General features: G+C 54.2%; 27 protein-coding genes. 13 read left to right on the plus strand and 14 right to left on the minus strand.

Going from position 1 to position 24,842, the window contains the following annotated elements; genetic code table 11:
• Position 1 precedes the first annotated feature (1 nt).
• Positions 2-604: a LysE family translocator gene (locus ABDW13_RS17440; RefSeq protein WP_343553828.1), complete on the minus strand. Its 603-nt coding sequence runs from the start codon at positions 602-604 to the stop codon at positions 2-4.
• Between the two features lie 60 nt (positions 605-664).
• Between ABDW13_RS17440 and ABDW13_RS17445 the strand changes: the two genes are divergently transcribed.
• From ABDW13_RS17445 to ABDW13_RS17455, 3 genes are all read left to right on the plus strand, one after another.
• A complete protein-coding gene (locus ABDW13_RS17445; protein WP_343553829.1) occupies positions 665-1,681 on the plus strand; it encodes a hydrolase in 1,017 nt (338 codons plus the stop codon).
• 2 nt (positions 1,682-1,683) lie between these two features.
• Positions 1,684-1,902, plus strand: coding sequence for a YheU family protein (locus ABDW13_RS17450; protein WP_343553830.1), 219 nt, complete (start codon positions 1,684-1,686; stop codon positions 1,900-1,902).
• Between the two features lie 61 nt (positions 1,903-1,963).
• Positions 1,964-2,833 (plus strand): phosphoribulokinase, encoded by an 870-nt coding sequence (locus tag ABDW13_RS17455; RefSeq protein ID WP_343553831.1) that lies wholly within the window; start codon positions 1,964-1,966, stop codon positions 2,831-2,833.
• A 90-nt stretch (positions 2,834-2,923) separates the two neighbouring features.
• Here ABDW13_RS17455 and ABDW13_RS17460 read toward each other — a convergent pair whose 3' ends face one another.
• The gene (locus tag ABDW13_RS17460; RefSeq protein ID WP_176972679.1) at positions 2,924-3,328 is read right to left on the minus strand and encodes an OsmC family protein; all 405 of its coding nucleotides are present in this window, start codon (positions 3,326-3,328) and stop codon (positions 2,924-2,926) included.
• A gap of 306 nt (positions 3,329-3,634) precedes the next feature.
• On the opposite strand from ABDW13_RS17460, the gene crp reads away from it, so the two are divergent.
• Positions 3,635-4,267 carry a cAMP-activated global transcriptional regulator CRP gene (gene crp, locus ABDW13_RS17465; protein WP_003852956.1) on the plus strand — a complete coding sequence of 211 codons (633 nt, stop codon included), beginning with the start codon at positions 3,635-3,637 and terminating at the stop codon, positions 4,265-4,267.
• A gap of 58 nt (positions 4,268-4,325) precedes the next feature.
• On the plus strand, positions 4,326-6,404 hold the full coding sequence (locus ABDW13_RS17470; protein ID WP_343553832.1) for a YccS/YhfK family putative transporter: 2,079 nt from the start codon (positions 4,326-4,328) through the stop codon (positions 6,402-6,404).
• On the opposite strand, the gene ABDW13_RS17475 is transcribed toward ABDW13_RS17470, so the two are convergent.
• Together ABDW13_RS17475 and ABDW13_RS17480 are read right to left on the minus strand one after the other, a co-directional pair.
• Entirely contained in the window at positions 6,401-7,621 is a 1,221-nt protein-coding gene (locus tag ABDW13_RS17475; protein WP_343553833.1) for an aspartate aminotransferase family protein, read from the minus strand. The two genes, ABDW13_RS17470 and ABDW13_RS17475, sit on opposite strands and share 4 nt — an antisense overlap.
• Positions 7,622-7,708: 87 nt before the next feature.
• Complete coding sequence (locus ABDW13_RS17480; RefSeq protein ID WP_343553834.1) at positions 7,709-8,284, minus strand: aminodeoxychorismate synthase component II; 576 nt, start codon at positions 8,282-8,284, stop codon at positions 7,709-7,711.
• Between the two features lie 148 nt (positions 8,285-8,432).
• On the opposite strand from ABDW13_RS17480, the gene ABDW13_RS17485 reads away from it, so the two are divergent.
• Positions 8,433-8,804, plus strand: a complete 372-nt coding sequence (locus tag ABDW13_RS17485) for a type II toxin-antitoxin system RelE/ParE family toxin (RefSeq protein ID WP_343553835.1) — start codon at positions 8,433-8,435, stop codon at positions 8,802-8,804.
• Positions 8,788-9,111: a DNA-binding transcriptional regulator gene (locus tag ABDW13_RS17490; protein ID WP_343553836.1), complete on the plus strand. Its 324-nt coding sequence runs from the start codon at positions 8,788-8,790 to the stop codon at positions 9,109-9,111. The genes ABDW13_RS17485 and ABDW13_RS17490 overlap by 17 nt, the downstream gene beginning before the upstream one ends.
• Here ABDW13_RS17490 and ABDW13_RS17495 read toward each other — a convergent pair.
• The 3 genes from ABDW13_RS17495 to ppiA form a co-directional block, all read right to left on the minus strand.
• The gene (locus tag ABDW13_RS17495) at positions 9,106-9,705 is read right to left on the minus strand and encodes a putative adenosine monophosphate-protein transferase Fic (protein WP_343553837.1); all 600 of its coding nucleotides are present in this window, start codon (positions 9,703-9,705) and stop codon (positions 9,106-9,108) included. The genes ABDW13_RS17490 and ABDW13_RS17495 overlap by 6 nt on opposite strands.
• Entirely contained in the window at positions 9,695-9,865 is a 171-nt protein-coding gene (locus ABDW13_RS17500) for a YhfG family protein (RefSeq protein WP_343553838.1), read from the minus strand. The genes ABDW13_RS17495 and ABDW13_RS17500 overlap by 11 nt, the downstream gene beginning before the upstream one ends.
• Positions 9,866-9,963: 98 nt before the next feature.
• The gene (ppiA, locus tag ABDW13_RS17505) at positions 9,964-10,536 is read right to left on the minus strand and encodes a peptidylprolyl isomerase A (RefSeq protein ID WP_343553839.1); all 573 of its coding nucleotides are present in this window, start codon (positions 10,534-10,536) and stop codon (positions 9,964-9,966) included.
• A 263-nt stretch (positions 10,537-10,799) separates the two neighbouring features.
• Between ppiA and tsgA the strand changes: the two genes are divergently transcribed.
• Positions 10,800-11,978 (plus strand): MFS transporter TsgA, encoded by a 1,179-nt coding sequence (tsgA, locus tag ABDW13_RS17510; RefSeq protein WP_343553840.1) that lies wholly within the window; start codon positions 10,800-10,802, stop codon positions 11,976-11,978.
• Between the two features lie 34 nt (positions 11,979-12,012).
• Here the strand turns inward: tsgA and ABDW13_RS17515 are convergent, their stop codons facing one another.
• Complete coding sequence (locus ABDW13_RS17515) at positions 12,013-13,296, minus strand: cytosine deaminase (RefSeq protein WP_343553841.1); 1,284 nt, start codon at positions 13,294-13,296, stop codon at positions 12,013-12,015.
• Between the two features lie 323 nt (positions 13,297-13,619).
• On the opposite strand from ABDW13_RS17515, the gene nirB reads away from it, so the two are divergent.
• From nirB to ABDW13_RS17540, 5 genes are all read left to right on the plus strand, one after another.
• On the plus strand, positions 13,620-16,160 hold the full coding sequence (gene nirB / locus ABDW13_RS17520) for a nitrite reductase large subunit NirB (protein WP_343553842.1): 2,541 nt from the start codon (positions 13,620-13,622) through the stop codon (positions 16,158-16,160).
• On the plus strand, positions 16,157-16,483 hold the full coding sequence (nirD, locus tag ABDW13_RS17525) for a nitrite reductase small subunit NirD (protein ID WP_343553843.1): 327 nt from the start codon (positions 16,157-16,159) through the stop codon (positions 16,481-16,483). Before nirB ends, nirD begins: the two co-directional genes overlap by 4 nt.
• A 30-nt stretch (positions 16,484-16,513) precedes the next feature.
• A complete protein-coding gene (gene nirC / locus ABDW13_RS17530; RefSeq protein WP_343553844.1) occupies positions 16,514-17,317 on the plus strand; it encodes a nitrite transporter NirC in 804 nt (267 codons plus the stop codon).
• Positions 17,318-17,361: 44 nt separating this feature from the next.
• A complete protein-coding gene (gene cysG, locus ABDW13_RS17535) occupies positions 17,362-18,726 on the plus strand; it encodes a siroheme synthase CysG (RefSeq protein ID WP_343553845.1) in 1,365 nt (454 codons plus the stop codon).
• A gap of 74 nt (positions 18,727-18,800) precedes the next feature.
• Positions 18,801-19,247 (plus strand): hypothetical protein, encoded by a 447-nt coding sequence (locus tag ABDW13_RS17540; RefSeq protein ID WP_343553846.1) that lies wholly within the window; start codon positions 18,801-18,803, stop codon positions 19,245-19,247.
• A gap of 55 nt (positions 19,248-19,302) precedes the next feature.
• Here the strand turns inward: ABDW13_RS17540 and trpS are convergent, their stop codons facing one another.
• From trpS to aroB, 6 genes are all read right to left on the minus strand, one after another.
• On the minus strand, positions 19,303-20,307 hold the full coding sequence (trpS, locus tag ABDW13_RS17545; RefSeq protein ID WP_343553847.1) for a tryptophan--tRNA ligase: 1,005 nt from the start codon (positions 20,305-20,307) through the stop codon (positions 19,303-19,305).
• A gap of 15 nt (positions 20,308-20,322) precedes the next feature.
• On the minus strand, positions 20,323-21,000 hold the full coding sequence (locus ABDW13_RS17550) for a phosphoglycolate phosphatase (RefSeq protein ID WP_343553848.1): 678 nt from the start codon (positions 20,998-21,000) through the stop codon (positions 20,323-20,325).
• Positions 20,984-21,667 carry a ribulose-phosphate 3-epimerase gene (gene rpe / locus ABDW13_RS17555; RefSeq protein WP_008107883.1) on the minus strand — a complete coding sequence of 228 codons (684 nt, stop codon included), beginning with the start codon at positions 21,665-21,667 and terminating at the stop codon, positions 20,984-20,986. The genes ABDW13_RS17550 and rpe overlap by 17 nt, the downstream gene beginning before the upstream one ends.
• 68 nt (positions 21,668-21,735) lie before the next feature.
• The gene (dam, locus tag ABDW13_RS17560) at positions 21,736-22,548 is read right to left on the minus strand and encodes an adenine-specific DNA-methyltransferase (protein ID WP_343553849.1); all 813 of its coding nucleotides are present in this window, start codon (positions 22,546-22,548) and stop codon (positions 21,736-21,738) included.
• Positions 22,549-22,644: 96 nt separating this feature from the next.
• The gene (locus ABDW13_RS17565) at positions 22,645-23,670 is read right to left on the minus strand and encodes an SPOR domain-containing protein (protein WP_343553850.1); all 1,026 of its coding nucleotides are present in this window, start codon (positions 23,668-23,670) and stop codon (positions 22,645-22,647) included.
• Positions 23,671-23,733: 63 nt separating this feature from the next.
• Complete coding sequence (aroB, locus tag ABDW13_RS17570) at positions 23,734-24,822, minus strand: 3-dehydroquinate synthase (RefSeq protein WP_343553851.1); 1,089 nt, start codon at positions 24,820-24,822, stop codon at positions 23,734-23,736.
• Positions 24,823-24,842: the final 20 nt, after the last annotated feature.

The following is a 24,842-nucleotide window of genomic DNA, read 5'->3' on the forward strand; positions in this document are numbered from 1 at the left end:
CTTAGTGCCAAATCAACAACACGCAAGCGGCAGTCAGCAAGCCCATCGCCAGATTGAAGATCTTCCACGCACGTGGGCTACGCAGTAATCGGCCAATCAGCGAGCCGAAGCCCATCCAGATTACGCCTGATACCACATTGACCAGCGCCATGCCGATACTGATCGCTACCACCGAATGCAGATAACGTTCGCCCGCCAGACTGAAACTGGCAACCGCACCCAGCGCCATCAACCAGGCTTTAGGGTTAATCAGTTGCAGCAATCCACCTTGCCAGAACGGCATCTGCTTGACCGTGACATCATCGGTTTCAAGCTTTTCATACTCGGCGGTGGCGATTTTCCACGCCAGCCACAGCAGATAAAGGCTACCGGCAATCTTCAGTACCAAGTGCAGTGAAGGATAAAGCAGGATCAACCCGCCGATGCCAAATGCCACCATCAGCAACATGACTTGCATGCCAATCATGATACCAATGAGCAGCGGAATGGTGCGCAGGAAGCCAAAATTAGCACCAGAGGCGGTAAGTAACATATTATTGGGACCTGGCGTGATGGCAGCGACCCAAAGAAAACCTAACATTGACAAAAAAAGACTCAGTTCCATGTATATTCGGGTGCTCCTCACCCAGTAAAGCGAACAACCCATCGAAGCTATCAGCGACTTATGCATCAGACAAGCCTTTACCCAAGCTATTTTAATCGCCCGAATGGCGAGCGCTTTAAACCACTGCGCGGATTCAGTAACGCGCACTTGCAAACGCTGCTGCCGCGTATTCTGCGGCGGCGCGTCACTTTACGTCCGCATTGGCAGCGTCTTGACCTGCCCGATGGGGATTTTGTCGACTTAGCGTGGAGTGAAGATCCGGCGCAAGCGCGTCATAAGCCGCGCATGGTGCTGTTTCATGGTCTGGAAGGCAGCTTCCGCAGTCCGTACGCGCACGGTTTGATGCAAGCGTGTCAGGCGCGTGGCTGGCTGGCGGTAATGATGCACTTTCGCGGCTGCGGCGGTGAACCGAATCGCCTCAATCGCATTTATCACTCCGGCGAAACCGAAGACGCCACCTACTTCCTCAGTTGGCTGCAACGCGAATGGGGCACGGTGCCAACCGCGGCCGTCGGCGTGTCACTCGGCGGCAATATGCTGGCGTGTTTGTTGGGGCAACAAGGCAACGATGCACTGCTGGATGCGGCGATGGTCATCTCCGCTCCACTGGCGTTAGAACCGTGTAGCGGCAAGTTGGATGTCGGCTTCTCGCGCTTCTATCAATACTATTTGCTCACGCAGTTGAAAAAGAACGCCACGCGCAAGTTGCAGGCTTGGCCCGGCACCTTACCGGTCGATCTCGATCAACTGCGCGCGTTCCGTCGTTTGCGTGAATTTGATGATGCGGTTACCGCGCGCGCGCACGGTTTCGTCGATGCCAACGACTATTATCAACGTGCCAGCGCCATGCCGTTTTTAACCGGCGTACGTAAACCGCTGCTGCTCATCCATGCGCAGGACGATCCCTTTATGACCGACGCCGTGATTCCGCAGCCGCATCAATTGTCAGCCTCAACGCAATACCAGCTGACCCAGCAAGGTGGCCACGTCGGCTTTGTTGGCGGCACGTTGTTGAAACCGCAAATGTGGCTGGAACAACGCGTGCCGGATTGGCTCTCTACCTATTTGGATGTGTAATTGTGATTATTCCCTGGCAGCAGCTTGCAGCGGAAACGCTGGAAAACCTGATTGAAACTTTCGTGCTGCGTGAAGGCACCGATTACGGCGAACAGGAACGCAGCCTGTCACAGAAAGTCGCCGATGTGCGCCGCCAACTTGAGCGCGGCGAGGTGGTGCTGGTATGGTCGGAGCTGCACGAATCCATCAATATCATGCCGAAGAGTGAATTTCGCGGCTAATGCACCGCGCGGCAATTCGTGGTAACAATGCTCATCGCCGGACTTCACAGGGAGCTCTGTTATGTCAGCCAGGCATCCAATTATTGCGGTTACCGGTTCCAGCGGTGCCGGAACCACCACCACCAGCCTTGCCTTTCGTAAGATTTTCCAGCAGTTAAATCTGCATGCCGCGGAAGTGGAAGGCGACAGTTTCCATCGCTACACGCGTCCAGAAATGGATATGGCGATCCGTAAAGCGCGCGATCTCGGGCGCCACATCAGTTATTTCGGCCCGGAAGCCAATGACTTTGGTTTGCTGGAGCAGACGTTCAAACATTACGGTCAAACTGGACTGGGCGAATCGCGTAAGTATTTGCACACCTACGATGAAGCCGTACCGTGGAATCAGGTGCCGGGCACCTTTACGCCGTGGCAACCGCTGCCGGAAAACACCGATGTGCTGTTTTATGAAGGTTTGCACGGCGGCGTGGTGACGCAGCCACACAACGTGGCAGAACATGTGGATCTGCTGGTTGGCGTGGTGCCAATTGTTAACCTGGAGTGGATTCAAAAGCTGGTGCGCGATACCAGCGAACGCGGTCATTCGCGGGAAGCGGTGATGGATTCGGTGGTACGTTCGATGGAGGATTACATCAACTTCATCACGCCGCAATTCTCGCGTACTCACATCAACTTTCAGCGTGTGCCAACGGTGGATACTTCAAACCCGTTTGCCGCACGCGAAATTCCGTCGCTCGACGAAAGCTTTGTGGTGATTCACTTCCGTGGATTGGAAGGGATCGCATTCCCTTATCTGCTGGCGATGATTCAGGGATCGTTTATCTCCCACATCAACACTTTGGTGGTGCCGGGCGGAAAAATGGGTTTGGCGATGGAGTTGATTATGTTGCCGCTGGTGCAGCGCCTGATTGAAGGCAAGCGAATTGAGTAAGCGCAGTGATTATCTAGCGGCGCAATTTATGGCGTTATGTTGACCTTTTAAAATCAACTGAACGCGATAAATCGCGCCGCTACAATCGAGCTAAAGCTCAACGACTTCGTAGCTGTGGGTGATCTCAACCCCTTTACCCAGCATGATCGCCACCGAGCAATATTTTTCCGCTGACAGATCGACCGCACGCGCCACCGCTTTATCACTCAACGCTTTGCCGCTGACAATAAAATGCAGGTTAATGTGCGTAAAAATACGTGGCGCTTCTTCACGACGTTCAGAGGTGAGTTTCACTTCGCAATCGGCGACATCGCTACGCCCTTTTTGCAGAATCGACACCACGTCAATCGCGCTACAGCCGCCGGCTGCCATCAACACCATCTCCATTGGACTTGGCGCTTTATCACCGGAATTACCGTCCATTAATACCTGATGGCCGGATGAGGATTCTCCGAGAAAGGTAAGCCCTTCCACCCATTTCACTCGTGCCTGCATTATTCTTTCTCCTGAAGCGGCGGTTTTGCCGTCAGAGTACGCTTTCACATGACAAACGGCAATCCAGAGAAATCCCCCTTCTGCTGAAGCGAGACAACACAAGACAGCTCGCAAAAGCTGTGCTACAAACAGTGCTGAAAATATTTTCGTCCTAACCGACGAAGGCGGGAAGAATCAAAAGCGTAGCTTAAGAGTCACCCCGGAATAAATTTTCCTTCATTAGGAAACGCTCGACGATTAAACCGCCTGACAGGGAAAAATGCCCCCTGTATTTTTGGGCACGATTACAACAGAGGATAATAGCGAATGGTTCTCGGCAAACCGCAAACAGACCCTACACTCGAATGGTTCCTGTCCCATTGCCATATTCACAAATATCCGTCAAAAAGCACGCTCATCCATCAGGGTGAGAAAGCGGAAACGCTGTACTACATCGTGAAAGGTTCCGTAGCGGTACTGATTAAAGATGAAGAAGGCAAAGAGATGATTCTCTCCTACCTTAATCAGGGAGATTTCATCGGCGAACTCGGTCTTTTCGAGGAAGGCCAGGAACGCAGTGCCTGGGTACGTGCGAAGTCTGCCTGCGAAGTGGCTGAAATTTCATACAAAAAATTCCGTCAGCTGATTCAGGTAAACCCGGATATTTTAATGCGACTGTCGTCGCAAATGGCGCGTCGTCTGCAAGTGACATCTGAAAAAGTGGGCAACCTTGCCTTCCTCGATGTGACCGGACGTATCGCGCAAACGCTGCTTAATCTGGCTAAACAGCCAGATGCGATGACTCACCCAGACGGAATGCAGATTAAAATCACTCGTCAGGAGATTGGTCAGATCGTGGGCTGCTCACGCGAAACCGTGGGTCGTATCCTGAAAATGCTGGAAGATCAGAATCTGATCTCCGCACACGGTAAAACCATCGTCGTTTACGGCACCCGCTAATTCCTTCTCACCCACGGCGTGATGGCAACATCGCGCCGTTTCTATTTGCGATGAGCTGATGTGGCGTCGAATCATCTATCATCCTGAAGTTAACTACGCGCTGCGACAAACGCTGGTGCTGTGCCTGCCTGTGGCTCTCGGTTGGCTGTTTGGCGATCTGCAAAAAGGGCTATTGTTCTCTTTAGTCCCGGCCTGCTGCAACATGGCGGGTTTGGATACGCCGCACAAACGCTTCTTCAAACGCTTGATTGTGGGTGGTTCGCTCTTTGCCACCGGCAGTTTCCTGATTCAGTACCTCACCGATTATCACGTGCCGTTGCCGCTGATTTTATTGGTGTTGCCGCTGCTGATTGGCGTCACCGGTGAAATCAGCCCGCTGCATGGCCGCTTACTGCCAGCCACCTTGATTGCCGCCATCTTTTCGCTAAGCCTGGTAGGACGCATGCCGATTTGGGTGCCGCCGCTGCTCTATATTGGCGGCACATTGTGGTACGGCTTGTTCAACTGGTTCTGGTTTTGGCTGTGGAAAGAGCAACCGATGCGCGAATCGCTCAGTTTGCTGTATCGCGAGCTGGCGGATTATTGCGATGCCAAATACACCTTGCTGACGCAGTTAACCGATCCGGAAAAAGCGCTGCCGCCGCTGCTGGCACGTCAACAAAAGGCGGTTGATCTGATTACCGTCTGTTATCAGCAGATGCACATGCTGTCGGCCAGTCGCGATAACAGTCATAAACGTCTGACGCGCGCCTTCCAGGTGGCGCTGGATTTGCAGGAACACATCTCAGTCAGCCTGCATCAGCCGGAAGAAGTGCAGAAGCTGGTTGAGCAGAGTCACGCCGAAGCGGTGATTCGTTGGAACGCCAAAATCATCTCGGCGCGGCTGCGGGTGCTCGCCGATGCCATTCTTTATCACCAGTTGCCGGATCGCTTTCACATGGAGAAGCAGCTGGGTGCGCTGGAGAAAATCGCCCGCCAGCATCCGGATAATCCGGTCGGCAACTTCTGTCTGTACCACTTCAGCCGCATCGCTCGCGTGCTGCGTACCCAAAAGCCGCTCTACACGCGTGACTTAATGGCCGATCGCCAACGCCGCTTGCCGCTGCTGCCAGCGCTGCGCAGCTATCTTTCCTTCAAATCATCGGCGTTACGTACCGCCGGTCGTTTTGCCGTGATGTTGATGTTTGGCAGCGCGCTGGCGCTGTTCTTCAACATCCCCAAACCATACTGGATTCTGATGACCATTATGTTCGTCAGCCAGAATGGCTACAGCGCCACGCGCGTGCGCATTCAGCACCGTGCGCTGGGCACCTTTGCCGGTTTGTTGATCGCCGCAGCTTCTTTGCGGCTGGAAGTGCCGGAATCGCTCACGCTGCTGTTTATGCTGGTGATTACGCTGGCGAGCTATTTGGTGACGCGCAAATATTACGGCTGGTCGATGATTGGCTTTACCGTCACTGCGGTGTATTCGCTGCAATTGCTGTCTCTGAATGGCGCGCAGTTCTTGTTGCCGCGCATGATGGATACCTTGATGGGATGCCTGATTGCCTTCGCCGGGATGATTTGGCTGTGGCCGCAATGGCAAAGCGGCTTGCTGCGTAACAATGCGCACGATGCGTTGGAGGCTTATCAGGACGCGCTGCGCTTGCTGCTCGGCCCGGAGCAATCGCCGGAGAAGTTAGCGTATCAACGCATGCGCGTCAATCAAGCGCACAACGCGCTGTTTAACTCGCTCAATCAAGCCTCTAGCGAACCCGGCTTCAATCTGCAATATCTGAAAGATATGCGCATGTGGGTAACGCACAGCCAATTTATCGTTGAGCATATCAATGCGATGACCATTCTGGCGCGTGAACACACTATGCTGACGTCCAAGTTGGCGGAACGTTATCTGCAATCCTGTGAAATCGCGCTGCAACGCTGTCAGCAACGGCTGGCGTATGACGGGCCGGGCAATGACAGCAATATTCTGGAAGCGCCGGAGAATTTGAATGAAGGGCCGGTGACGATTGTCGAACAGCATGTGAAGCGGATTTTGCAGCACCTCAATGTGATGCACACCATCTCTTCTTTGGCGTGGAGCCAGCGACCGCATCATGGCCGCTGGCTTAAGGTGCTGCGTCCGAAAGCGGATTAAGCGGCTAACACTTTCTCAATCGCGGTGGCGAAACGCGTCATGCCTTCGGCGATATCGGTGGGTTCAATCACCAGCGATGGCACAAAACGAATCACGTCGGTGCCCGCAGTCAAAATCATCAGCCCTTCTGCCGCTGAAGCGTTGAGAATGTCACGCGCTTTGCTGGCGAACTGCGGCTTCAGCGCGGCGCCAATCAGCAGACCTTTACCGCGGATCTCGCTGAAGATGTCGAACTTGCTGTCGATGGCTTGCAGCGCTTCAACGAACTGCTGGCGACGCGCATCCACACCTTCCAGCACTTCCGGCGTATTGATAATGTCGAGTGCGGTTTCCGCAATCGCACACGCCAGCGGGTTGCCGCCGTAAGTGGTGCCATGCACGCCCGGCGCCATCACCGAGGCAATTTCGTTGGTGGTCAACATCGCGCTCACTGGGAAACCGCCGCCCAGCGCTTTCGCGGTGGTGATGATGTCGGGTTTGATGCCGTAATGTTCATAGGCAAACAGCTTGCCGCTACGTCCCATGCCGCTCTGCACTTCATCCAACACCAGCAGCGCATTATGTTCATCACACAGCGCGCGCAAACCTTGCATAAATTCCGCCGTAGCGGGCATCACGCCGCCTTCGCCCTGAATCGGCTCGACCACGATGGCGCAGGTATGATCGTCAATCACGGCTTTTACCGCATCGAGATCGTTAAACGGCACATGCACGATATCTGCCGGTTTCGGTCCAAAGCCATCGGAATACTTTGGCTGCCCGCCAACCGACACGGTGAACAGCGTGCGGCCGTGGAAGGCGTTATGGAAAGCGATGATTTTGCTTTTGAACGGGCTGTGTTTTTTGCAGGCGTAATAACGTGCCAGCTTAAAGGCGGCTTCGTTGGCTTCTGCGCCAGAGTTACCGAAAAACACCCGGTCGGCAAACGTGGCCGCAATCAACTTGCTGGCCAGACGCAGCGCCGGTTCGTTGGTGAACACGTTGCTGGTATGCCACAAGGTTTCGCCCTGGGTTTTCAGCGTTTCCACCAGCGCCGGATGACAATGGCCCAATGCAGTCACCGCGATCCCGCCAGAGAAATCGATATACTCTTTGCCCTGCTGATCCCACACTCGGCTGCCTTTGCCTTTAACCGGCACAAACTGCGCAGGTGCATAAACAGGCAAAATAACGTTATCGAACGTTTCCCGGGTTACCGCTAGTTTTTCCGCTGCCATTGACGACCTCATCGGGTTATTTGTTGAGCTGATGTGAAATTATAATCACAAAATATGCATAAAAAATCACACGAAGGCAAACATAAGTTATGCGTTCAGGAAATTCGCCAGCAGTTGATGCCCTTGCTCGCTAAGAATGCTTTCCGGATGAAACTGCACGCCTTCCAGCGGCAACGTGCGATGGCGGAAACCCATGATCTCATCAGGCTCGCCATCGCGCAGGCTCCAGGCGGTAATTTCAAACTCAGCGGGCAGCGTATCGCGCGCCACAATCAATGAATGATAGCGCGTCACGGTGAGCGGATTATTAAGGTCACGAAACACACCTTGATTGGTGTGCTGAATCAGCGAGGTTTTGCCGTGCATCACCTGGCGCGCGCGCACCACCTGCGCGCCGTACGCCTGCGCGATGGCCTGATGGCCGAGACATACGCCGAGAATCGGTAGACGTCCGGCGAAGTGGCGAATCGCCGCGAGGGAAATACCGGATTGATCCGGCGTGCACGGACCCGGCGAAATCACCAGATGCGTCAGCGGCAACGCCTCCATCTCATCCAACGTAATCGCATCATTACGCACTACGCGCACTTCCGCGCCCAATTCGCAAAAGTATTGGTAGAGATTCCAGGTGAAAGAGTCGTAGTTATCGATTAGCAGCAGCATAGTTGTTCGTAGCGTGATTCATGACAGGTAACCCATGCAAGAAAGGTCGCAAAAGAGCCATGTTATCACCTCCCATCATCATACCCGCTGGCTGGCAAAAAAGTTTCTGATTACTCTCCCACCAGGTGCTATATTTTGGAGAGTTGCCATGTCAGCTACAACGCGAGTATTCAAAACCAAATGGTTTAGTAAGCAAGCTCGTCGGCATTTAATTGCTGATGATGAATTGTGCAGAGCAATCGCAGCCATAAAACTCGGTCATGCCGATAACCTCGGCGGCGGAGTATTTAAAAAGCGTCTGCAACATAATCGCGATCGCGCCATCATTTTAGCTAAAGGTGGTAAGAATTGGATTTATGCCTTCCTGTTCGCCAAACAAGATCAGGCCAACCTGAGTGATAGCGAACTTGAAGGATTCCGTGAACTGGCAAAACATTACTCATTAATTTCAAATGAGGCGCTGAATCGGCTTATTGCCGTTCGGGAGCTCGTGGAGATGTGTCATGACCAAAACCGGTAAGTTTAAAAGCCCGGCTTTTGAGGCTATTCACAGTGCTGCATCGGGGTTATTTGCAACTGATGCTATTAGCAAGCAGAGCATGCGTGACTTTGATGAACGCTGTTTAACCGATGTCGTAGATTTGGATGCGCAGGCGATTAAAAACCTGCGCGAAAATCTCAATGTGAGTCAGCCAGTTTTTGCGCGCTATCTCAATACCAGCGTTTCAACCATTCAAAAGTGGGAAACCGGTGCGAAACGCCCCGGCGGCATCTCACTCAAACTTTTGTCTGTGGTACAGAAGCATGGGTTGGAAGTGCTGCTATAAAACTTTAGCCACGCTCACCACTTTCGCAAACTGCGCGGTGAGCGGCGCTAAATCGCCAGCAACACCCGCTGAGATAGCGGCGCGCCATGCATCGCGCTCCAGGTTTTCCCACGTCAGCAAATATCCGGCGTGCAACGCCAGTTGCTCGAAGAAGATACGCTGTGCGCGGCCATTGCCGGCGCGGAACGGGTGCAGCACGAAGATTTCACAATAGTAATGCGCGATACGCGCCACAAACTCATCCTGAGGCAGATCCGCCAACCCGCGTTCTGCTTCCAGCGCTTGCATCAGCGTGTTGCCCTCTTTCTCAATGTATTCGCAGTGACAATACGGCGTTTCATCGCGCCAGATATCCACCGTGCGCAGTTCACCGGCCCACGCGTAGAGATCCTGAAACAACGTGCGATGAATGTGGCACAAGCGCGGCAAACCAATGCTGCGCGGGCCAAGTTCTAAGGTCGCGACACGTGCAGTACTGAAAGCCAGTTCGGCTTTACGCAGTTGTGCCTCATCATGGATATCAAGGCGATTCTTCAGCACGCTGTCGTTATGCCACAGATAAGGATCGCGCACCGCCAGGCTGTTATCCGCCATATTGCCTCCTCAACGACGCGAGTCGTTCTTCGGCCTGCTCGGCTTCAATTACGGGTTCACTGGTTAGGTAGCCAGCCAATCGACAACTGGCTTGATAACTCGCCGCACGGCGCTGCTGCCACAAAGCGGCTTTCTGTTTCTCGGTGAGTTTGCTGGTCATAGCGCCTCCGGCAAGCAATGAGCCCTAAGTATAAGCAGCAATTTTTTGCTTTGCCGGAGAGCAAATGACGCGCCACGGTTAAATGGCGCGAGAAGCGATTAAGGCAGGACTTTGGCAGAGAGGATAACAATCGGTTTTGACGGCACATTTTGGTACGGACCGACATCTTTGGTCGGTACCTGAGCAATCTTGTCGATCACATCCTGGCCTTTCACAACTTTACCAAACACCGCATACCCGAAGTCACGTTGACCGTGATCGAGGAAGGCGTTATCGGCCACGTTGAGGAAGAATTGGCTGGTCGCGCTATCTTTATCTGCGGTACGCGCCATCGAGATGGTGCCGCGCAGGTTACGCAAGCCGTTGTCAGCTTCGTTTTTAATCGGCGCCACAGTTTGCTTCTGCTGCATATCCGCCGTGAAACCACCGCCCTGAATCATAAAGCCAGGAATAACGCGATGGAAAATGGTGTTGTTGTAGAAACCATTGTTGACGTAATCAGTGAAGTTTTTCACCGAAACCGGGGCTTTCTGGTTATTCAGTTCGAGTTCAATATTGCCCGCAGAGGTGGTGAGCAGCACATGTGTATCGCCTTTTGCAGCCAGCGCGGCAGACGATACGGAAGAGAGCGCTAACAGGGCAACTGCCGCTGTCAAAGTACGTTTAAGCATGAAAGATTCCTTACCATGGAGAGCTAGCTCAAAAACGAGATTGATTGTAAAGAGCATGTAATCCAAGAGCCAGCGTTTTACCGATATTTACGTGGATGTTGCAATTGTCATACTTTTGCGGTCACGCAATCATTTGCGTGACGAAAATCACACTCTTAATGAAATATTTCCTGCTTGTTACACTCGTTGTTTATTAAGATCACATCAACACTTACAATTCATGACACTTTTTTGCCATCCTCGGCGCTTAACGGGTTCAGAACATGACAAACCGCAATCGACTTGGCCTTACCTGGATTAGCTATTTCTCCTATGCGCTCACTGGCGCACTGGTCATTGTTACCGGTATGGTGCTGGATAACATCGCGCAATATTTCCAACGCCCGATTTCAGAAATGAGTAACACCTTCACCTTCCTTAATGCGGGCATTTTGGTGTCGGTGTTCCTGAACGCCTGGTTGATGGTTATTGTACCGCTTAAGCGTCAGCTGATTTTTGGCTTCGTGCTGATGATTCTTGCCGTGGCAGGTTTGATGACCAGCCACGATCTGACCATCTTCTCACTGTGCATGTTCGTGCTCGGCGTGGTCAGCGGTATCACCATGTCGATTGGTACATTCCTGATTACCCATCTGTACGATGGTCGCCAACGCGGCGCACGTCTGCTGTTCACCGACTCATTCTTTAGCATGGCTGGCACCATCTTCCCGATCATCGCCGGTATTCTGCTGGCGCGCGCGCTGCCGTGGTACTGGGTTTACGCCTGCATCGGCGTGATTTACGTGGCGATCTTTGTACTGACGCTGTTCATCGAGTTCCCGGTACTGAAAAACGAAGCCGCTAAACCTGGCGTCGAGAAAGAGAAATGGGGCATCGGCGTGCTGTTCCTGTCGATTGCCGCGCTGTGCTACATCCTTGGCCAGTTGGGCTTTATCTCTTGGGTGCCGGAATACGCCACCAAATCAATGGGCATGGATATTGCCGCCGCCGGTCAATTGGTTGGTAACTTCTGGACCGCCTATATGGTCGGCATGTGGGTGTTCAGCTTCGTACTGCGCTTCTTCGATCTGCAACGCATCCTGATGGTACTGGCGGCGTTGGCAACCGGTTTGATGTACTGGTTCGTCACCACCCAAGACGCCAGCATGCTGCACTGGATCATCATGACATTGGGCTTCAGTTCTAGCGCCATTTACACCACCATCATCACGTTGGGTTCGCTGCAAACCAAGGTCTCTTCACCGAAGCTGGTGAACTTCATCCTGACCTGCGGCACCGTTGGCACCATGTTGACCTTTGTGGTTACCGGCCCAATTGTGGCATCCGGTGGCGCGCATGCGGCGCTCTCAACCGCGAATGGTTTGTATGCGGTGGTGTTCGTCATGTGTGTGTTGTTGGGCTTTGTCACCAAGCATCGCCAGCATGGTCACGTAACGCATTAATTTTTATGGGCGGCTCAAACGGGCCGCCCTGCTTTCACCGCTTGAACGTCACCGCTTCTTTTTCCACTAAATAAATCTCGCTGCTGGCCGGCTGTGTCGCCGCCACTAACACGCCCTTTCGGATGGAATAACGCACCGGCACCTGGCGCCGTACTGCATCAAATCCACTTTCTGCTGGCAGAATAATCAAACTGGCATCATTGCCCGGTTCAATACCGTAACTGTTCAGATGCATCGTTTTGGCGCTGTTATGAGTAATCAACTGCAAGCCATTATCAATCTGTTCGTAGCCCATTAGCTGGCAAACATGCAGTCCCATATGCAGCACCTGCAACATGCTGGCGGTGCCAAGCGGGTACCACGGATCGAACACATCATCGTGGCCGAAGCAGACATTGATATCCGCCTCCAGCAACTCTTTCACCCGCGTAATGCCACGCCGTTTCGGATAGCTATCAAAGCGCCCTTGCAGATGAATATTCACCAATGGATTGGCAACAAAGTTAATTTTCGAGAGCTTCAACAGACGGAACAACCGCGAGGTGTAGGCATTGTTGTAGGAGTGCATCGCCGTGGTATGGCTGGCGGTAACGCGTTCGCCGTTGCCATCACGATGCGCCAGCGCCGCCACAGTTTCCACGAAGCGGGATTGTTCATCGTCAATCTCATCACAGTGCACATCCACCAGCCGATCATAGCGATTCGCCAACGCGAAGGTTTTATGCAGCGATTCCACGCCATATTCGCGCGTAAACTCGAAATGCGGAATCGCACCCACCACATCTGCGCCCATGCGCATCGCCTCTTCTAGCAACGCTTCGCCATTGGGATACGAGAGAATGCCTTCCTGCGGAAACGCCACAATCTGGATGTCGATCCACGGCGCCATCTCCGCTTTCACTTCCAGCATGGCTTTCAGCGCGGTCAACGTCGGATCGGAGACATCCACATGGGTGCGCACATGCTGAATGCCATTGGCGATTTGCCATTTCAGAGTTTGTTTCGCGCGCCGCTTCACATCATCGTGACTTAGCAGCGCCTTACGTTCGGCCCAACGTTCAATACCTTCAAACAGCGTACCCGATTGATTCCACGCAGGCTCACCAGCAGTTTGCGTGGTGTCGAGGTGAATATGCGGCTCGATGAACGGCGCGCTGGCTAAACCGCCTTGTGCATCCAACGCATCCGCTTGCGCCGCCGCTTGAGAAGGCTGCGGATGAATCTGCGCAATCTTGCCGTTATCGATTTCGATCTGCCACAAACCTTGCTGGCCCGCTAAACGCAGATTGTTGATCCACTTTAGTGACGGATTTGCCATGCCCTTCTCCTGAAAATACAAAATCTAAAACTAGCACGAAATATGATTCCACCAAGCGCACGCTTCGTAGCGGCGCAATTTATTGCGCAATGCCAGGATGGGCAAATTGCCAACATTGAAACGCGCGATAAATCGCGCCGCAACGAATCGCAGATTTATTTGAACACTGAACAATTACCAACCAAATAAGCCACTTAACTAATTCGTTCAAAATCAGTTACATACCTCAAAATAGGTATATAAGGGCGCGCTTGATGTACATCAATAAGCGCCAAATGCGCCGCGTTAAGGTAAGCGCAGATACCGCAATTTTTGAGGCAAGCATGAGCAAGCACAGTGTCGTTATTATTGGCAACGGCATGGTCGGCCATCGCTTTATAGAAGAACTTATCGACAAAGCTGAAGCTGAGCAGTTCGCGATAACCGTTTTCTGTGAAGAACCCCGAGTCGCCTATGACCGCGTCCACCTTTCCGCCTATTTTTCCCATCACACCGCTGAAGAACTCTCGCTGGTACGCGTTGGTTATTATGAAAAGCATCAGGTCAATCTGCTGCTCGGCGAACGTGCTATCACCATCAACCGCGATGAAAAACTGATTCACTCGAATACCGGTCGCGCGGTGCATTACGACACGTTGATTTTCGCCACCGGTTCTTATCCGTGGATTCCGCCGATCAGCGGCGCGGAAGGCAGCGACTGTTTTGTCTATCGCACCATCGAAGATCTCAATGCGATTGAAGCCTGTTCACGCCGCACCCAACGCGGCGCGGTAATTGGTGGTGGATTGCTGGGCCTCGAAGCCGCAGGCGCATTGAAAAACCTCGGCATCGAAACCCACGTGATTGAATTCGCGCCGGTGTTGATGGCAGAACAGCTCGATCCGCAAGGCGGCGAACAGCTGCGCCGTAAGATTGAACAAATGGGCGTGCGGGTGCATACCGGCAAAAACACCCAGCAAATTGTCCATCATGCCAAAGGCGGTAAAACGCTGGAGTTCGCCGATGGCAGCGCGCTGGATGTCGATTTCATCGTGTTTTCCACCGGCATCCGGCCGCAAGACAAACTGGCCAAACAGTGCGGTTTGTCGCTGGGCGAGCGCGGCGGGATTGCCATTAATGAACGCTGCCAAACCAGCGATCCCGCGATTTTTGCTGTGGGCGAATGTGCGGCATGGCAGAACCGAATTTATGGTTTAGTCGCGCCGGGTTACAAGATGGCGCAGGTTGCCAGCGATATCTTAGTGGGTCGCGACAATGCCTTTGCCGGTGCGGATATGAGCGCCAAGCTCAAACTGCTGGGTGTGGATGTCGGCGGTATTGGCGACGCACACGGTCGCACGCCGGGCGCGCGTAGCTTCGTCTGGCTCGATGAACAGAAAAATATCTACAAACGTCTGATCGTCAGCGAAGACAACCGCACGCTATTGGGCGCGGTGCTCGTTGGCGACACCAGCGATTACGGCAACCTGCTGCAACTGGCGCTGAACAACATTACGCTGCCGGAAAATCCAGAATTGCTGATTCTGCCGGCGGGCAGCGGCGAGAAACCGGTGATGGGCGTCGATTCATTACCGGACAGCGCGCAAATCTGCTCATGCTTCGATGTCAGCAAGGGCGACATCGTCAAAGCGGTGCAAGGCGGCTGCCACACCGTTGCGGCGTTGAAAGCTGAAACCCGCGCGGGCACCGGCTGCGGCGGCTGTATTCCGTTGATTACCCAAGTGCTGAATGGTGAACTGAGCCGCCAGGGCATCGAAGTAAACAACCATCTTTGCGAGCATTTCCCCTATTCGCGTCAGGAGCTGTATCACCTGATCCGCGTTGAAGAGATCAAATCCTTCGCTGCATTGCTGGCGAAATACGGCCAAGGCTACGGTTGCGAAGTGTGTAAACCTACGGTCGGTTCGCTGCTGGCTTCTTGCTGGAACGAATATGTGCTCGAGCCAAAACTCACGCCGTTGCAGGACAGCAACGATTTGTTCCTTGGCAATATCCAGAAAGACGGTACTTACTCGGTAATTCCACGCTCGGCTGGCGGCGAAATCACGCCAGAAGGCTTAATGGCGATTGGTGCCGTAGCACGTCAGTACAATCTCTACACAAAGATCACCGGCTCGCAGCGCATTGGCCTGTTTGGCGCGCAGCGTGACGATCTACCAGCAATCTGGACGCAACTGATTGATGCAGGTTTCGAAACCGGCCAAGCGTACGCCAAAGCGCTGCGCATGGCGAAAACCTGTGTCGGCAGCGTGTGGTGCCGCTTTGGTGTGGGCGACAGCCTCGGCTTCGGCATTGAGCTGGAAAACCGCTACAAAGGCATTCGAACCCCGCACAAGATGAAGTTTGGCGTCTCTGGCTGCACCCGCGAATGTGCCGAGGCACAGGGCAAAGATGTCGGCATCATCGCCACCGAAAAAGGCTGGAATCTGTATGTATGCGGCAACGGCGGCATGAAACCACGCCATGCCGATTTGCTGGCTGCTGATCTCGATCGCGACACACTGCTGCACTACCTTGATCGCTTCATGATGTTCTATATCCGCACCGGCGATCGCTTACAGCGCACCTCGCTGTGGCTGGAAAGCATGGAAGGCGGCATCGATTACCTGCGCAGCGTGATCGTTGACGACAAGCTGGGCCTCAATGCGCAGCTCGAAAGCGAATTTACCCGTTTGCGTGGCGAAGTGGCGTGTGAATGGGCTGCTACCGTGCAAGATCCGCAGCAACAACCGCACTTCAACACCTTCATTAATAGCGATCAGCGCGATCCGCTGGTGCAGCACATCAACCAACGCGATCAGCATCGCCCGGCACGTCCCGACGAACGCATTGCCGTAACGCTGATTGAGGAGATCGACGCATGAGCCAGTGGCAATCGGTGTGTGAACTTCAACAAATCCTGCCGGCAACCGGCGTTTGTGCGCTGATTAACGGCCAGCAGATTGCCATCTTTCGTCCTTACGAAGATGAGCAACTTTACGCCTTAAGCAATATCGATCCTTTCGCCGAGGCCAGCGTGTTATCGCGCGGCCTGATTGCCGAGCACCAGAAAACGCTGTGGGTGGCGAGTCCATTGAAAAAGCAGCGCTTTCGTTTGAGCGATGGCGTGTGTCTGGAAGATCCGGCGCGCTCGGTGGCGAGCTATCCGGTGCGCGTCAGCAATGGCCACGTCGAAATTTGCGCCTGAACGAATTCCTTTACTTTATGAGACGTCACTATGTTTTCTGACACCCTGAATAAATGCGCAGCCAACGCGGCGCGCATCGTGCGAACGGCACAACACAGCCCGCTGGCCTTTTGGATCAGCTCGGCAATGGCAGGCGCGTACGTCGGCCTGGCAATCATCCTGATCTTCACGCTCGGCAATCTGGCCGATCCGGCTTATCGCCCGCTGTTAATGGGCGCCACCTTTGGCATCGCGTTAACGTTGGTGATCATCGCCGGTTCCGAGTTGTTCACTGGCCACACTATGTTCCTGACCATTGGCGTGAAAGCGGGCACCATCAAGCAAGGCCAAATGTGGTGCGTGTTGCCACAAACCTGGTTGGGTAACCTGCTCGGCTCGGTGTTGGTGGCGCTGATTTACTATTATGCCGCAGGCCCGCTGCTGCCGAATGCCGGATCGCTGATTCACAGCGCAGCGTTGGCGAAAACCACGCAACCGGCAATGGCGCTGTTCTTCAAAGGCGCACTGTGCAACTGGCTGGTTTGTCTGGCGATTTGGATGGCAGTGCGCACTGAAGGCACGGCGAAATTCATCGCCATCTGGTGGTGCTTGCTGGCATTTATCGCCTCCGGCTACGAACACTCAATTGCCAACATGACAGTCTTTGCGCTGTCGTGGTTTGGTCAGCATAATGCCGACTTCACGTTAAGCGGCATCGGCCACAACTTGCTATGGGTGACGCTGGGCAATATGTTCTCCGGCATGGTGCTGATGGGCCTCGGTTACTGGTACGCCACGCCGCAGGCGCAGCGCCCGCAGTCTGAAGCGCAACCCGCTGCGCTCAAATCGGTATAAACAAGTTTCAGCCCGCCGCGTGCGGGCTTTTTTTAGGATCAGCTATGGACTACTTTCCGCTGTTTTGCCGCCTGCAAGGCAAACGCTGTTTACTGGTTGGCGCAGGCGATGTAGCCGAACGCAAAGCGCGTTTGCTGCTGGATGCCGGTGCCGATTTGCACGTTGGCGCCTTTGATTTCTCCCCAGCGTTTCAGCAGTGGGCACAACAGGGAAAGCTGACCTTATTAACCGGCGCGTTTGATGCGCGCTGGCTGGATAAATGCTGGCTGGTGATTGCGGCGACTAATGATGATGCGGCCAATCAGCAGGTTGGCGCTGCCGCGGAACAGCGTCGCATCTTCTGTAATCTGGTCGATGCGCCGCAGGAAGCCAGCGCGATTATGCCGTCGATTGTTGATCGATCGCCGTTGATGATTGCCGTCTCTTCAGGCGGTCGTGCACCAGTATTGGCACGTTTGCTGCGCGAAAAACTGGAAGCGATGCTGCCACAACATCTTGGCGAGCTGGCGGCGCTGGCGGGATCGTTGCGCAGCCGGGTGAAGCAGACGTTTGCCAGCATGCCGCAGCGTCGCGCCTTCTGGGAACGCTTTTTTGTCAGCGATCGCCTGGCGCAAACGTTGGCCAATGGCGATCACGCGCGTGCCTCTGATTTGGTGGCTAGTTTGTTTGATGTGCCGCCTGCGCAACAAGGTGAAGTGGTGTTGGTCGGTGCTGGGCCAGGCGATGCCGGTTTGCTGACGTTGAAAGGCTTGCAGCATATTCAGCAGGCCGATGTGGTGGTTTACGACCGCTTGGTATCAGAACCGATTCTCAATCTGGTACGCCGCGATGCCGAGCGCATCTTCGTCGGCAAACAGGCGGGCAATCATTGCGTGCCGCAGTCGCAAATCAATCAAGTGTTACTCGAGCAGGCACAAAGCGGCAAACGCGTGGTGCGTCTGAAAGGCGGCGATCCGTTTATCTTTGGACGGGGCGGCGAAGAACTTGAGTTGCTGGCACAACATAACATTCCGTTTAGCGTGGTGCCGGGCATTACCGCGGCATCGGGCTGCGCCGCTTACAGCGGCATTCCCCTCACACATCGTGACCACGCGCAAAGCGTGCGCTTCGTCACCGGCCATTTGCAACAGCATGGCGAAATCGAATGGCGCAAATTGGCCGCCGAGCAGCAAACACTGGTGTTTTATATGGGGTTAGCGCAAGCACCGGAAATCCAGCAGCAACTGTTGCAGCACGGCATGGATGCAGCGATGCCAGTGGCGATAGTGCAAAACGGCACCACGCCGCAACAGCGCGTAGCAACCGCGACGCTGGCAGAACTGGCAACGCTGGCACAACAGTTTGAAAGCCCTGCACTGATTATTGTTGGCCGTGTGGTGGCGCTGCGTGAACAGCTGCGCTGGTTCTAAGCGGCAAAAAACTGTACAGCGTTGCGCTTTGTCGCCAAACTGAGCGCTATTTTTCTCATTGATATGGAGTTTCCATGCGCGTTGCTTCACTGGTTTGTGCTTTGTTATTGCCACTGAGTGCAGTGGCCTCCGCCGCACCGGTTACCTGGTCAAACGTGGTCGGTGAATGGCAAGTTGTGGCGGTGACGCCAAAGAAGGAAGTTGGGCAGCTTTACATCAAGAATGATCCGCAGTTTATGGGTGCGCGCGTGGCGTTTAAACCGAATGCCATCACCTGGACGCGGGGTACCGACGAACGCAGCATTAATCCTTCCGTCGATAATTGCCAGGGCAAACCGCGTCTCAGCGCTGCCAATGGAACGGGGCAAGATCGCGACTTCACCTTCCGCTACGGTTTTAACGTGAGTTGCGGCAATCAGGCGTGGGGACCGGCGCCGGGCGCAGTGTTAAGCGTGCTAGCCGATGGCAATGCCCGCCTGTTCTGGGATGGCGCGGAGTTGGCGCTACGTCGCATCAAATAAAAAACGGCGGGTCAAATGGCCCGCCGTTTTCACAATCTCGCACAGCGCCTGAAAATTAAGGCAGTGCGACGAAGCCGACCGCTTCGTAGGCTTTCTTCAGCGTTTCCTGCGCATGTGCACGCGCTTTGCTTGCGCCATCGCGCATCACTTGATTGAGGAAGGCTTCATCATTACGGAAACGATGATAACGCTCCTGCAACTCAGTCAGCATGCCGGAAACCGCATCAGCCACTTCGCCTTTGAGATGACCATACATTTTGCCTTCGAAATGCTGCTCCAGCTCAGGAATGCTTTTGCCAGTCACACCGGCCAGAATATCCAGCAGGTTGGAAACGCCCGCTTTCTCTTTGATGTCGTAGCGAATCACTGGCGGCTCTTCGGAGTCAGTTACCGCACGCTTGATCTTCTTCACCACCGCTTTGGTGTCTTCCAGCAGACCAATCACGTTGTTGCGATTGTCGTCGGATTTGGACATCTTTTTGGTCGGCTCAAGCAGCGACATCACGCGAGCACCCGATTTCGGGATGAACGGCTCTGGCACTTTGAACACATCGCCGTACAACGCATTGAAGCGCTGCGCGATATCGCGGCTCAGTTCCAGATGTTGCTTCTGATCTTCACCCACTGGCACCTGATTGGTTTGATACAGCAGGATATCTGCCGCCATCAGCACCGGATAATCGAACAGGCCCGCAGTGATGTTTTCTGAGTAACGCGCAGATTTATCTTTGAACTGCGTCATGCGGCTCAGTTCGCCAAATTGGGTATAGCAGTTCAGCACCCAGCTCAACTGCGCATGCTCTGGCACGTGTGACTGAACGAAGATGGTGCTTTTGGCTGGATCGATGCCGCAGGCAAGATACAGCGCTAAAGTATCCAGCGTGGCTTTGCGCAACGCAGCCGGATCCTGACGTACGGTGATGGCGTGCAGATCGACGATGCAGTAAATGCAGTGGAAATCATCCTGCATCTGCACCCACTGACGCAGCGCACCCATATAGTTGCCAATGGTCAGTTCACCGGAAGGCTGGGCGCCGCTGAAAACGATGGGTTTGCTCATGTTATATCCTGATAATTACAGCCCGATCGCGGGCAAAAGTTCGTCAAAAGAGTCGAGAGTTAAATCGGGTTGGCTGGTCGCAATCGGCTCGCCATAGTTGTAGCCGAAGGTCATGCCAATGTTCGGTACGCCCGCCGCCTGGGCCGCGAGAATATCATTGCGAGAATCGCCGACAAAGAGTAACTGGCTCGGCAAAACACCAAAATGACCAAGCACAAGGAAGATTGCCGCGGGATGTGGCTTTTTCACCACCACATCGTCGCCGCCAATAATCTGCGTGAAGTAGTCGGCAATGCCGAGTGACTTGAGCAGCGGTGCAACGAACGGCGTCGGTTTGTTCGTGACGATTGCCATCGGCAGCCCTTTGGCATGCAGCGCCGCTAACGTCTCTACCACCTGTGGAAACAGCGTGCTGCCGGCTTCCACCGTTTCGGCGTAATACTTGTCGAACAGCGCACGCGCATCGCGTTGCTCTTCGGCGTGCGGTTCGCGGCCTAGCGCCCAGGTCAGCGCGCGGGTCATCATCACGTCCGCGCCGTTGCCAATCCAGGTTGAGGCTAACGCCACGCCCGGCGGCGGCAATTGCAAATCGGCCAGCGCATGATCGATGGCTTGCGCCAAACCTGGCGCGCTATCAACCAGCGTGCCGTCGAGATCAAATGCCAGTGCGCGAATATCAGTGAAATGAGCCATTAACTTTCTCCAGTTCGCCACGCATCTCGTCGATCACTTTTTTGTAATCCGGATGACCAAAGATGGCTGAACCGGCAACAAACATATCAGCACCGGCAGCGGCGATCTGGCCGATGTTATCAATCTTGACGCCGCCATCCACTTCCAGGCGAATGTTGTAACCGCTCTCGTCAATCAAGCGGCGTGCCTGGCGCAATTTATCCAGCGTGCCGGGAATAAAGGATTGGCCGCCAAAGCCTGGATTCACCGACATCAACAGAATGATGTCCAGCTTATCCATCACATAATCGAGGTAATCAAGCGGCGTAGCTGGGTTGAACACCAAGCCGGCTTTGCAGCCGTGTTCTTTAATCAGCTGCAAAGTGCGATCAACATGCTCGCTGGCTTCGGGATGGAAGGTAATAAAGGTGGCTCCGGCTTTGGCAAACTCAGGAATCAAGGCATCAACCGGCTTTACCATCAGATGCACATCAATTGGCGCGGTGATGCCGTAATCGCGCAGCGCTTTCAGCACCATCGGACCCATAGTCAGATTGGGAACATAGTGGTTATCCATCACATCGAAATGGACCACATCACCACCTGCCGCCAGCGCTTTCGCCGTATCTTCACCTAAACGTGCAAAGTCAGCGGCAAGGATTGAAGGGGCCAGTAAAAATTGTTTCATCCGATTCTCCCAATTTTTTGCGCCAGCCGTAGCTGGCGTAATACGTCGTTGGTCGCGGACGAAACAGACTAGCGGAAAAGCGCCAGCAGTTCGTCGACCTGTGTGCGACCACTTATGCTTCGGCTGATGGAACGCCGGGCTTTGACTACGTGTAAATCCGCATTCTGATACCACTCACGCGTCAACAGCGTATCGTGGTTAGAAATCAGCACCGGTATGGAATTTTGCTGCGCCAACTTATTCGCCAATTCGGCCAGATGCTGCTGCTCGTGCAGACTGAAACTGTTGGTGTGATAGGCGGTGAAATTCGCCGTTGCCGAAAGCGGCGCGTACGGCGGATCGCAATACACCACTGAGCCTTTTGGCGCGCTGTTCAGAGTAACATCGTACGATTCACAGACAAAGGTCGCTTTTTGCGCCCGCTCAGCAAACCATAACAGCTCCGCTTCCGGGAAATAGGGCTTGCGATAACGGCCAAAAGGCACGTTGAACTCGCCGCGCAAATTGTAACGGCAAAGCCCGTTGTAACCGTGACGATTGAGATACAAGAACAACACCGCGCGCTGATATTCATCTTTACTGGCGTTAAAGGCGAGGCGCTGGGCGTAATAGGTTTCCGCCGTGTTGCCTTCAGCATTAAACAGCTGACGAGCGTCCTCAATGAACGCCGCAGTGCGCGTTTTGACGATGTTGTAGAGATTGATGAGATCACCGTTGATGTCCGCCAGGTGATAGCGATCATAATCGGTGTTGAGGAATACGGAACCGGCACCAACAAAGGGTTCAATTAGACAATCACCTTGTGGCAAGTAACGACGGATGTCGTCAAGGAGCGGGTATTTCCCTCCGGCCCATTTCAGGAAAGCGCGATTTTTTTTCATGCTGTCGTGGTTATTACATCTTAATTTTGGGCTGTGGTGGAACCGACAGCAGCTCTGCGCTTTAAACGGGGCCGCATCTGCGCAGCCCCACATCAATTACTGACTTTCTTTCTTCACCTGGCTAAGCGGTTTCACCCATGGATTCGCCGCACGCACTTCAGCAGGCAGCGAAGCCACCGCGCGTTTCGCATCCGCTGGTGTGGCATAAGCGCCGCTCACCAACACATACCAAGGCTCGCCGTTGCGCGTGGTTTTATACACGTGATAACCGCTCAGATTCTGTTTTTTCGCCCATGCATTCAGGCTCTCTTCTTTTGAAGCGCCGCTCAACTGCAAGGTGTAGTTTCCACCGGAAGGCAACGATTTGCTGGCACCGCTCGCCGAAGTCGCTGGACGAGATGCGGTGCTGTGCGTGTTGCTCTCTTTCACCGGAGCCGGTTTAGTGGCTGCAGGTGTTTTATGTGTGTTGGCAGCCGAGTGCGTTTCGCGTGCACCACTATTGCTGGTACGCGTTGGTGTTTCCGAACGCATCGCTGGCGGCGTGATCGCTTTACCATTGCCGCTCACCGTGGCTGGCGCGGTTGGCAATGAGCTGTTGCCCTGCGCACCTTGCGCGGCAGCATCAACAGAACCTTGCTGGTTGCTCAACGCACTGTTGAGATCGCCAGGCAGCGTTACGCGCTGTTGGTTCGCTGGAGTATCAACCGGAGCGGCTTGCGTTGGCGTTGAAGAAACCGATGGCATCTGGATGGACTGCGGATCGTTGCTCGCTGGTGCAGTCGTTCCCGCACTGTTTTGCGCGGTGCTGCCTTCAGCAGAAGGAGTGGCGTTTTGCTGACCGCTCATGGTGGTCGAACCCGATAGATCGATGTTCTTCTCATTACCACCCGCAGCGCCAGTATTCGCGGTATTGGTTGTCGGTTTTTTCTCGTCCGGGCCGGTCAATGCCGAACCAATGCCCAGCACCACTAACAGCAAAACCAAAATCCCGATGCCCATCATCATGTGCTGACGAGAAACCGGTACTTTTACTTTCGGCGCAGAAGACGATTTGCGTGGCCGCGTGGGACGGCGATCACTGGCGTCAGGTTTTAACTCGTCTTCCGGTTTGAACTCATCCATTTGGCCTCCTCCGTAAAACGACGCGCTTCCCACACGCCGCATCACCACTCACTCTTCTAATAATCAGGATTTCTGACAATCGTTAATTGCTGCCAGCACCATATCATGAGCCACACCAGCACGCACTTCAGAGCGTCCAATAGCGAGAGGCAGCACCAAACGCAATTCGCCTGCCAGTACTTTTTTGTCGCGCATCATATGAGGCAAATACGCTTCCGCCGCCATGCTTGCAGGACCGTGCACCGGTAAACCTGCGCGCAGCAACAGCGCGATAATGCGATCGGTATCCGCCGAGGTGAACTGCCCTAAACGTTCAGCGGTACGCGCCGCCATCACCATGCCAGCCGACACAGCTTCGCCGTGCAACCAGTTGCCGTAGCCCATGTGTGCTTCAATCGCATGACCAAAAGTATGGCCCAGATTAAGCAGCGCGCGTACGCCCGTTTCACGCTCATCCGCCGCAACCACTTCAGCTTTCAGCTCGCAGCAGCGACGGATGCAATAAGCCATGGCCTTTTCATCCAGCGCCAGCAGAGCATCAAGATTCTGCTCCAGCCACTGGAAGAATTCGCCATCAAGAATAATGCCGTATTTGATCACTTCCGCCAGGCCCGACGCAAGTTCGCGCGGCGGCAGAGTGGACAGGCAATGGGTATCAACCACAACCGAGGCCGGTTGGTAAAACGCCCCAATCATGTTTTTGCCGAGCGGATGGTTTACTGCGGTTTTTCCGCCAACGGAGGAGTCAACCTGAGACAGCAAGGTGGTCGGCACCTGAATAAAGCGCACACCACGTTGATAGCTGGCAGCGGCAAATCCGGTGAGATCACCAATCACTCCACCACCGAGTGCAATCAACGTGGTATCACGCCCGTGCGGCTTTTTCAGCAGCGCAGTGAATACCTCGTCCATCACCGCCAGCGTTTTGTACTGCTCACCATCCGGCAGAATCACCTGATCGACCTTAACACCCGCGTTGCTCAGCAACGTTGCAAGGGGTTCAAGGTAGAGAGGTGCCAGCGTCTGGTTTGTCACCAGCATGGCGTTGTCGCCTGCTTTGAGCGGCCAAAAAGAAGCCGGATCGTTAAACAGTCCGGCAGCGATGGTGATGGGGTAACTGCGATCCCCGAGTGAGACAGTGATCTTCTCCATGATGACCGATACCTATTGCT

This window comes from Pantoea sp. (genome assembly GCF_039594315.1).
Taxonomy (GTDB): Bacteria; Pseudomonadota; Gammaproteobacteria; order Enterobacterales; family Enterobacteriaceae; genus Pantoea.